The following is an 8,652-nucleotide window of genomic DNA, read 5'->3' as shown; positions in this document are numbered from 1 at the left end:
GAAGCGCGTGATGCGCCGGTTCTCGTCCTGCAGGAAGCAGTAGACATGGGCATCGCGGCTGGGCCGGATGAGCAGTTGCACCGCATCGCCACGCGCGAAGCGCTGGGCCTCGTTGGCCGCGCCGATGCGCAGGTCCAGCGGCACGGGCCGCGGCGCCGGCGCTTGGGCGCTCTGTTGGGCGCTCTGTTGGGTGCTTGATGGGCCGGCTGCTGGGGTGGCGGGTCGCACGGCTGTTGGGGAGGGCGCTTGGGTGGCGGCTTGGCCGAGCGGTCTGGCGGCCGCGGGCACGGCTGCCGGGGCCGCGGCAAGGCGCTGCGCCAGCGCCTGGTGGTCCGCGGCCAGATAAGCCTGGAAGAAGTCCAATGTCAGCTTGGGCTCGCGCGTCAGGCCCAGCGCCTCGCGGTAGCGGGCCACGGCCTCTTTCAGCGGCGGACTGACGGTGCCGTCGAGCGGGCCTTCGTAGACTTGCCGCGTGCGCAGCTGCTGCTGGAACCAGCCGATGAGGTCAGTGGGCCGCGAGGCCAGCGTGTCGTACCAGTCCTGCACCTCGGCGATCACCGCCGCATCAGTCGGCGCCGCGCCGAAGCAGCTCCAGTACGGCACTTTCGCGAGGCGGCCGAAGAGCTCGATCGCCGACACGTCGGCCAGCGCCCGCAGCGCCGCCGCAGAGGCTTCGCGCCCGCCACCCGGCACGCTGAGCTGCGTGCCGAACTTGCGCAGCTCGGCGCCGTCGGGCGTCAGGCTGACGGTGTTGCGGGATGCGGTGCCGGGCACCACGCTGGCATCGTTGAAGGACACCAGGCTCAGGTCGAGCCCGAGCGACTCGGCTGCGCCGCCCGGACCGGCCGACGGCTGGCGGCGCAAGGCACTGCGCAGCGTGTACTGCGGCAGCGCCGCGATCGGCTTGCGCGCCGAGGCATCGGCGGCGGCACGGGGCCTGTCATCGTCGGCCGCCAGCAGGCGGATGGCACGGCTGCGCTGGGTGATGCCGGACACCGCGGCGATGAGCAGGTCGCCGCTGCCGGCCTCGCTGCGCCGCGCACGGTCGTCGAGATCCTCGACCCTGACGCTGAGATCGCGCGTGCCGTAGTCGACCAGCAGGTTGTCCATGCAGCGCCGCAGCGCCGCGAAGTCACGGATCGTGCGTTCCGCGGCAAGCGACGGTGCCGGAGCGGCCTCGCCCGGGCGCGCCTCGGCACGCTGTCTGCCACCCTGTTGACCATTCGGCGGCCCAGGCACGGGCGCCGCGCAACCCACCAGCGCCGCCGTCAACACCAGGGCGGCGGGCGACCACCGGCCACGGGCTGGGGCTGTCCCTTGGAAGCAAGCAAGCGTCATGGCGAGGCGATCTCCAGCAGCAGGCCCGCTGCACGGCGAGGCCGCCGCGCATGAACCGTGCCCTGTGTTGCAACCGGGCTGCCGAAGGTTCAAATGCGCGTGGTCGCTGATGCCGCGTCAGGGCAGGCCGAAGGACAGGGCCACGAAGCGGGCTAGCGCTTGCCGGTGGCTGGGCTAGCAGGCCAACGGATCGGCCAGTGCCTGCCGTTCAGCGGGTCGTGCCCTTCGGCAGCACATCGCCCTCGACCGCGAAGTCGAAGACCGATTGCTGATGCGATCCGGCGCCTATCGTCGTCTCGCGCCGCAACACCTGTCCGCGGTACGAAGCCTGCACGGTGTACTTGCCGGGCGGCAGCGCGATCATCAGGCGCGGACCCTGCAGGTGCCGCTCGAGCACGACGGCGCCGCGGGCATCGCTGATGCGCAGATCCACGTCGGCCAGGTAGGCCCCGCTGCCGCGCACTGCGGTGACCACCCCCAGGGAGTAACTGCCCCGCTTGGCATCGAGCGCGGCGTTGTCGTCGCTGCCGATGCCGCCTTCGAGATAGACATAGCCTTGCGGGCTGCTGCCCTGGGTGGCCGCCTGCGCGGCGGCGCCTGTCGCCAGCACACCGACGATGATGGCCGGCCCTAGCCAGTGGGGAGTGGTTCGAGACATGCTGGCTCCTCGCGGCGACGCGCCGCGAGCACATCCAGGGCAATCGGGACGCCTGACCGTCCGCGGGTATTCCGTGATGCCTTGATCGGCGTCTGTGGGGCCGCAATGCCCGCGCACCAAGTGTTGACTTGCTTGGTTCTTGGTCCCCGTTTCGATACAAGGGAGATTCGCGGTTTCGGCGTGCGAGAGCGCGCCGTGGCGCGCCTTTTGGGCGATAGGAATCGCCGGGCAGAACGCGGCTCGTGACCTTAGCAACCCTTTTTCACAACTGGACGACATATGGCCAACGCGAACACTTCGAAAATCCGCGCCCTCAGCGGCGGGGCGGTGCAGCCGGAACCTTCGACGACTTCGGTGGTACGCGCCATCGATGTCGGTTTCGGTCTCGTCAAGGCCAGCGTGCGTGCCGGGGCGGGCATCGCGTTCATCAACTTCCCGTCGATGGCGATCCCGTCGGACGCCAGCGCCGTGCGCTCGCTGGGCACGCGCCGCCGCGACACCTTCGACGTGCCGGTGAACGGCGCGAACTACGAGGTCGGGCGCGATGTCGGCCTGGCCCAGGCCGGCGGCAGCTTCGGCCGCGACGTGACCGACGAGTTCTACCGGGGCGCGATCTACGAGGCCCTGACCAAGGGCGCCTTGCGCTACATGGCCGAGGCCGGGGATTCGGTGGTCGACGTGCTCGTGCTGGGCCTGCCCGTCAATCAGTACAACGATGCCAAGCGGCGCGACTACCTGCGCTCGCGCTATGAAGGCGAGGTCGACATCGGCGACGAGCGCAAGATCAACGTGCGCCGCGTCATCGTGCAGGCCCAGCCGATGGGCGGCTACGCCGCGCTCGGCGAGCACCTGGAGGAGCTCAACCGCGTGATCATCGGCACCGGCGGCGCGCTGCCGCCGCTGCCGAGCGCGGACGGGCTGGACGAGTTGTCGGTGCTGATGATCGACCCGGGCGAGCACACGCTCGACTGGCTGCTGATCCAGCAGGGCACCATCAATCCGCGCGCCAGCGGCGCCGCTTCCGACGCGGGCCGGCACCGGGTGGTGCGCTCGGTCCAGGAGTCGCTGGCCGCGCACATCGGCCGGCCGCTGGGGCCGGCGGTGATGCCGCGCATCAACGAGGCCCTGCGGCAGCGCACGCCGGTGAAGCTGGCCGGCGTGGCGCACGCGCTGGAGCGTTTCGAGCCGGAGATCATGAGCGTCATCGAGGACTCGATCAACCGCATGGTCGACGGTCTGCGCGATGCGCACGAGATCGTCGACCTGATCGTGCTGGTGGGGGGCCACCCCGAGCGTTACCGCGACGTGCTGGCGCGGCGCTTCCCGGCGATCCCGGTGTTCATCATGCCGGAGCCGATGTCCGCCAACGTGCGCGGATTCCAGCTCATCGGCGAAGCGCTGGCCGAAGGCTAAAAACCGTGCGCGCAGGCCCCAGGTCGATGGCCGCGCGGCGGGCCGGCTGTCATCGCTGATCGCTGAAGCGAGGCATCGTGGCCGTCATCGCGCTCGCCTTCGAGATCGACAGCGAGGTCTACCCGGAGCTGCATGCCGCGTTGTCGGCGATGGCCAGCGACGGATCGCGCGGCGAGCGCCTGCGCCAGCTCGCCGCCACGGGCCTGGTGTGGGAGGCGATCCGGATCCGCGGGCTGCCGGCAGCGCCGACGGCAGCGCGACCCGAACACGTGCCAGCGACGCCTGAGGGCACGGCTGAGGTCCCGGCTGAAATCCCGGCCGAAGCCGCGGTCGAAGCACGCTCCGGCGCCGACGTCGCTGTCCAGGCGGCCGGCGTGGCCCCGGTCCGCCGCGGCGCCGTGCCGGTGGCGCCCCCGTTGGACTTCATCGACCTGGCGCTCGATGCGCCGCCCGAGGGCGAGCGGCCTTCCAGGCAGCCGCCGGTCCTGTTCGATGTGGTCGAACCGGATCGCGTCCGCACGCCGTGGACATCGGCCGGTCCGCTGATGGCGCCGGCCGATGCGGCAGACCCGCCGCCGCCGCCCGAACCGGTGGAACGGCCGGAGCCGCCGGCCAGCCGGTCCCGGCTGCTGCGCATGAAGGACAGGGGGCTGTTCCGCAACGGCTGAGGCTCAGCCCCCGCTGAGCGCCATCACCAGGGCCACGAAATCGTCCGGCTGCAGGCCATGCCGCAGATCGCGCACGCCGAGGCCATTGACGAAGATGCGCATATTCGGCCGCAGCTGGTTCTGCTCGTCGACCACGCGGAAACGCAGCCCGGGGTAGCGGCGCTCGAGGTCCGCGAACAGCGCGTCCAGCGTGTCGCCCACGGCCTCGACATGCGATTCACGCGTGTACGAGCGCAGCGCCCCGGGGATCAGCACCTTCATCTGGCCGTCTCCGATACCCGACGACGGCTCACTGGTGCACCCTTGGGCCTGCGGCCCTGTCCCGCCAAGTGGGAATGAGCCCCAGGTCCATCGAGTGGCCCCTTCCGGGGCCGTGGCGGCCGGGCGGGGCTCATGCCAGCGCCGCGACTTCCACCGCGTAGATCTCCGGCAGGTGGCGGGCGATGTTCGTCCAGCGCGCGCCTTCGTCGTGCCCGATCCACAGCTCGCCGCTGGTGGTGCCCAGGTACAGCGCCGGCGTTGCCTGCGCGTCTGCCGTCATCGCCTGGCGCTTCACGGTCCACCAGGCCTGGCCCTCGGGCAGGCCCTCGTCCAGCCGCTGCCAGGTGCGGCCGGCATTGCGCGTGACGTAGGCGGCAGGCCGCCCCTCCGGGCTGGTGCGCGGCCAGACGCTCGTGCCGTCCATCGGGAAGACCCAGGCGGTGTCGGCGTCGCGCGGGTGCACGACCATCGGGAAGCCGATGTCGCCCACGCGCTTGGGCATCTTGCGGCCGATGCGCTGCCAGGTGTCCGTGGACGGGTCGCCGGAGGGTGCGCCCGAGCGGTCGAGCCGGTAGATGCCGCAGTGGTTCTGCTGGTACAGCCGATCGGGTTGGCTCGGGCACAGCCGCACGCAATGCGGATCGTGGAAGGTGACGGTGGCCGCATCGAAGCCCTCGACCACCTCCAGGCCCTTGATCAGCGTCGCCCAGCTGCGGCCGGCGTCGCGCGATTCGTGCACGCCGCCGCCCGACATCGCGAAGACCAAGTGCGACGGGTCCCGCGGATCGACGATGATGGAATGCAGCTTCGGCCCGTCGGGCGTGCCGTCCTGCACCGATCCCATCCACTCGCGGAACTGCGCATCGTCGTTCACCGCCGGCAGCGGCGCCCAGCTGACGCCGCCGTCCTCCGAGCGGAACAGGCCCTGCGGCGAGGTGCCGGCATACCAGCTGTCGCGCTCGCTGGCATGCCCCGGGGTCAGCCAGAAGCTGTGGTCGACCGAGCGGCCGGGCAGGGTGCCCTCGGGCTTGGCAAAGGCCGGCGGCTTGGCCGCCTCCTTCCAGCTGCGGCCGAAGTTGGTGGAGCGGAAGATCGTCGGGCCGAGGTGGCCGGTCTTGGCCGCGGCCAGCAGCGTGCGGCCGTCGCGCGGGTCCAGTTGCACGTGGCTGATGGTGTGGCCCAGGAAATGCGGACCGTCGGCCGTCCAGGCCTTGCGCCGGGCGTCGCCGTGGAACAGCCAGGCGCCCTTGCGCGTGGCCACCAGGATCACCAGGCGCGTCGCCGATGCGGCTGAGCCGCGCGCTGCGGTTTTTCTGGCGGGCGAGGCGGGGGCGGATGTTCGGCTCATGGCGGATTCCTCGGCAAGGGCTGACGGATCGGACTACCTCCACGACGATCGAGCGGGCACGATCTCGACAGCCGGCGCGCAGAATTGTCGACCCGCGCCGATCGGGTCGGCGCAAACTTGAGCACGCGTGGTGAGCACGCGTCCGACCTCGTGCGGTGTCAGCCGCTGGATGCGTCGACGTGGCAGGTGCTGCGCTTCATGCCATCGCGCAGCGCGGCCGGGCGCTTGATGGCGCCGCTGCGCTCGTCGAACTCCGCCACCATCAGGTCGAGCGCGCCGCGTCGCTCGTGTTCTTCCACCGGCAGCCACGGCGCGCCGAGCGCGGCCCAGTGCGCGTCGGTGAGCAGCAGTTCGCCCGTCAGAAAGGCCTGGCGGCGATGGTCGCCGGCTTCGAACGAGCTCGCCACCGCCTGCCCGGCGTCATCCGGCCGACACAGGCCGTGCGCCATCGCCGGGTCGAAGACCAGCAGGTCGCCGGGCGCCAACGCGAGGCGCACGCCGGCATGCGGCATCACGAATTCCACATCGGCGACATCGAGGGCAAGATTCCAGAACAGGCAGCACGACCAATGCCGGCCGACGTCGTTGTGAAAGCCCGCGCCGCAGCAGCCGAGGTGGTCGATGCGTGTGGCGACGCTGCTGCGGTAGCTGGCGAACTCGTCCCCGAGCACGCCCGTCAGCTGCAAGGCGCCGGCGATCTGGCCGGCCAGGTCGCGCACGCGGGGCGCGGCCGCGGCCAGGTCGTCCAGCGTCGTGGCGGCATAGTCGATGTCCGAAAACGCCTCGATCGTCATCTGCGCATAAGCTTCGGCCGCGATGCTGGCGAGCGAGCCGGCATCGAGAAAACCCGTGCGCACAAGGTGCACGCGGCCGTAAGGCGCGCGGGCGTCCGAGGCATGCCGGGCCTCGTCGCTGCGAACCGCGAAGGCATGGAAGGGCTTGGGCACCGCATGCACATCGGCGGCGATGATGCGGTGGGCGGGGTTCGAGCGCATCGCGCCATTGTCGCGACGCACAGCGGATCCGGGCGAGGCTGGCGACGGGCCGGCCAGCTCCGGCCAGCCTTCAGGCGCTCAGAACTTGAAGTTGCCCCGCAGGCCCACGATGCGCGGTTCGGACAAGAAAACACCATGCTGTCCGCCCGAGAACTGGTAGCTGGTGGCGACGTTGCGGTCCTCGATGTTGCGCACATAGAGCTGCAGGTCCCAGCGGTCGTCGGCACTGGCGTAGGTCAGGTGCGCGTCGGTCCGGGTGTAGGCGGCCTGCTCGAACTGCAGGTTGGCGGCCGGGTTGCTGAGCACGTACTTGGCCGAATGCCGGGTGCCGATGTAGGTGGTTAGCGCGGCGCCGTTGGCCAGCGCGAACTGGTGGCTCCAACCCAGGTTGAGCATCGACGCAGGCGCCTTGTCCAGCTTGCGGCCGGACCAGTCGAAGCCGCCCGAGGTGGTGAACTGCGTGTACTTGGCGTTGGTCAGACCGAGGCCGAAGTTGATGCGGTCCACCGGCGTCAGCAGGTAGCGGCCTTCCAGCTCCAGGCCCGAGGAGCGGGCCTTGCCGGCGTTGGTGGTCAGCGTGCAGGTGCCGGTGCCGCTGGCACAGGTGGTCAGCGAGCTGACCTGCAGGTTGGTGTACGCGTAGCGGTAGGCCGAGACGTTGAGCTGCAGCGTGTTCTTCAGCAAGCGCGTCTTCAGGCCGAACTCCAGTGCGGCCAGCGTTTCCGGGTTGTAGACGATGGCCGTGGGGTTGGCCACGGCCGGCAGGTTGCCGTCGTTGAAGCCGCCGGCCTTGAAGCCGGTGGAATAGGTCGCGAACACCATCGTGTTGGCGTCGAGGTCGTGGTCCACGCCCAGCCGGTAGGTGAGCTTGTTCCACTCGGTGGTCGGCACGTTGTTGATCGACGCCGTCGGGCACGGGGGCAGGCTGGCGGCATCCGGCGGCGCGCTCAGCGGGTCGTTATTGTTGGTCAGCTGGGTCAGCCCGGCGGCATTCAGCATGGCGAACGAATAGCTGCAACCCTGGCGCGACTTGGCGTCCTGCGTCTGGCGCAAGCCGCCTGTGAGTCGCAGCGACGGTGCTAACGCGTAAGTGGCTTGGCCGAAGATCGCCTTCGAATCGGTCTTCATCGGGTCCTGGTAGAACATCACCGACGGGCCGAAGGCCTGCAGCACGATGGGCGAGCCCTCTTCGCGGAATGCATACACGCCGGCCACCCACTGCAGCGGGCCGGCATCGGCGGAAGCCAGGCGCAACTCGGCGCTGTCCTGCGAAAAGCTGGCGTGGTTGTAGGCACCGGCTGCGGCGCCGGCGACCGAGTACAGCAGGTCGCGTTCCTGCGTGCGGTGCCCGGCCAGCGCGGTCAGTTCTGCGAAGGCGAACTTGTGGCGCAGCTCGGCGCTGAAGCCGCCGGCATCGATGTCGTTGCGGCCTTCGTATTTGCTGGTGGCGACATAGCGACCGGCCGCGCCGCGCGGGTTGGCCTGCACCACCGCATACGACACCGCGCCGGGGCCGACGCCGCGGTCACGCGACATGTCGGCCGACACCGCGAGCGTCGTGTCGGCGCCGAGCGTCAGGCGGCCCTGCAGGCGGCCCGACACGTTGTCCTGATCGCTCTTGTCCTGCGTGAAGTTGTTCTGCGGGGCATGCGCGGTGTCGACGTAGCCGTCCCGTTTGACGGTGGAGAGCACGCCGCGCAGCGCGAAGGATTCGCTCACTGGCACGTTGAGCATCACGTCGCCCTGGCGTCCCGAATAGCTGCTGAGGCCCAGGCTGGCCGAGCCCTCGAAGCGCTTGCCCGGCTTGCGCGTGATGATGTTGATGGCGCCGGCCGTGGAGTTGCGGCCGTACAGCGTGCCCTGCGGTCCCCGCAGCAACTCGACCCGTTCCAGGTCGTACAAGGCCGCGCCGGCCATCTGCGGACGGCCGAAGAAGATGCCGTCCACGCTGACACCCACCACCGGGTCGCC

The 8,652-nt window shown here is 70.4% G+C and carries 8 protein-coding genes; 2 read left to right on the top strand and 6 right to left on the bottom strand.

The genetic code is table 11. The features are described from left to right. Together VLK61_RS11725 and VLK61_RS11720 are read right to left on the bottom strand one after the other, a co-directional pair. The coding region (locus tag VLK61_RS11725; RefSeq protein WP_414636805.1) for a hypothetical protein at positions 1-1,110 on the bottom strand (1,110 nt) is incomplete at its 3' end. 436 nt (positions 1,111-1,546) lie between these two features. Continuing rightward, the gene (locus VLK61_RS11720; protein ID WP_325421322.1) at positions 1,547-1,996 is read right to left on the bottom strand and encodes a carboxypeptidase regulatory-like domain-containing protein; all 450 of its coding nucleotides are present in this window, start codon (positions 1,994-1,996) and stop codon (positions 1,547-1,549) included. 279 nt (positions 1,997-2,275) lie between these two features. On the opposite strand from VLK61_RS11720, the gene VLK61_RS11715 reads away from it, so the two are divergent. Next, positions 2,276-3,409: a hypothetical protein gene (locus VLK61_RS11715; RefSeq protein ID WP_325421320.1), complete on the top strand. Its 1,134-nt coding sequence runs from the start codon at positions 2,276-2,278 to the stop codon at positions 3,407-3,409. A gap of 77 nt (positions 3,410-3,486) precedes the next feature. Continuing rightward, entirely contained in the window at positions 3,487-4,077 is a 591-nt protein-coding gene (locus tag VLK61_RS11710; RefSeq protein ID WP_325421318.1) for a hypothetical protein, read from the top strand. 3 nt (positions 4,078-4,080) lie between these two features. On the opposite strand, the gene VLK61_RS11705 is transcribed toward VLK61_RS11710, so the two are convergent. From VLK61_RS11705 to VLK61_RS11690, 4 genes are all read right to left on the bottom strand, one after another. Beyond that, entirely contained in the window at positions 4,081-4,338 is a 258-nt protein-coding gene (locus VLK61_RS11705) for a MoaD/ThiS family protein (RefSeq protein ID WP_325421316.1), read from the bottom strand. 130 nt (positions 4,339-4,468) lie between these two features. Next, positions 4,469-5,686, bottom strand: a complete 1,218-nt coding sequence (locus tag VLK61_RS11700; protein ID WP_325421314.1) for a WD40/YVTN/BNR-like repeat-containing protein — start codon at positions 5,684-5,686, stop codon at positions 4,469-4,471. 158 nt (positions 5,687-5,844) lie between these two features. After that, positions 5,845-6,681, bottom strand: a complete 837-nt coding sequence (locus tag VLK61_RS11695) for a hypothetical protein (RefSeq protein WP_325421312.1) — start codon at positions 6,679-6,681, stop codon at positions 5,845-5,847. A 78-nt stretch (positions 6,682-6,759) separates the two neighbouring features. Further along, positions 6,760-8,652, bottom strand: a 1,893-nt coding sequence (locus VLK61_RS11690; protein WP_325421310.1) for a TonB-dependent receptor, incomplete at its 5' end; no start/stop codon positions are given.

It is taken from the genome of Aquabacterium sp. (genome assembly GCF_035476535.1).
GTDB lineage: Bacteria > Pseudomonadota > Gammaproteobacteria > Burkholderiales > Burkholderiaceae_C > Pseudaquabacterium.
This window is presented reverse-complemented; position numbering and strand designations above follow the sequence as displayed.

Bases quoted from the DNA above. Each gene is read 5' to 3' on its own strand.
- VLK61_RS11700 (WP_325421314.1), bottom strand. From the start codon at position 5,686: ATGAGCCGAACATCCGCCCCCGCCTCGCCCGCCAGAAAAACCGCAGCG.
- VLK61_RS11715 (WP_325421320.1), top strand. From the start codon at position 2,276: ATGGCCAACGCGAACACTTCGAAAATCCGCGCCCTCAGCGGCGGGGCG.
- VLK61_RS11705 (WP_325421316.1), bottom strand. From the start codon at position 4,338: ATGAAGGTGCTGATCCCCGGGGCGCTGCGCTCGTACACGCGTGAATCG.
- VLK61_RS11720 (WP_325421322.1), bottom strand. From the start codon at position 1,996: ATGTCTCGAACCACTCCCCACTGGCTAGGGCCGGCCATCATCGTCGGT.
- VLK61_RS11695 (WP_325421312.1), bottom strand. From the start codon at position 6,681: ATGCGCTCGAACCCCGCCCACCGCATCATCGCCGCCGATGTGCATGCG.